Source organism: Saccharothrix sp. ST-888, from assembly GCF_000955975.1.
GTDB lineage: Bacteria > Actinomycetota > Actinomycetes > Streptomycetales > Streptomycetaceae > Kitasatospora.
In genome coordinates, this window is the sequence record NZ_JYJF01000338.1 from 1 (window position 1) to 555 (window position 555).

1 protein-coding gene is annotated in these 555 nt (G+C 72.3%); it reads left to right on the forward strand.

The window, feature by feature from the left end:
- On the forward strand, nt 1–555 hold a 555-nt coding region (locus UK12_RS32975; RefSeq protein ID WP_045306893.1), incomplete at both ends, for a condensation domain-containing protein.

Sequence of the window (555 nt, forward strand, 5' to 3'; positions counted from 1 at the left end):
GCGGGAGACGGCGCTGTCGGCGTTCGCGCACCAGGACGTGCCGTTCGAGCACCTGGTGGAGGTGCTGAACCCGGCCCGGTCGCTGTCGCACCACCCGCTCTTCCAGACGATCCTGGCGCTGCAGAACGCACCGATGGGCGAGCTCCGGCTGCCCGGCCTGCGGGCCGCCGGCTACGCGGTGCCCACCGGGACCGCCAAGTTCGACCTCGGCTTCAACCTGAGCGAGCGGTTCGGCCCGGACGGCGGACCGGCCGGAATCGTCGGTGTGGTCGAGTACGCGACCGACCTGTTCGACCGGGAGACGGTGGCCGCCCTCGCCCGGCGCTGGACGCTCGTGCTGGAGGCTGTCACCGCCGACCCGGACGGGTCGATCGGTGCGGTCGACCTCCTCAGCGCCGACGAGCGCTGCCGGCTGCTGGAGGAGAACAACGCCACCGCGCTGCCCGTCGGCACGGAGACCCTGCCGGAGGCGTTCGCGGCGCAGGTGGCGGCGACTCCGGACGCGGTCGCGTTGGTGTCGGCAGGTGAGGAGTTGACGTATCGCGAGCTGAATGT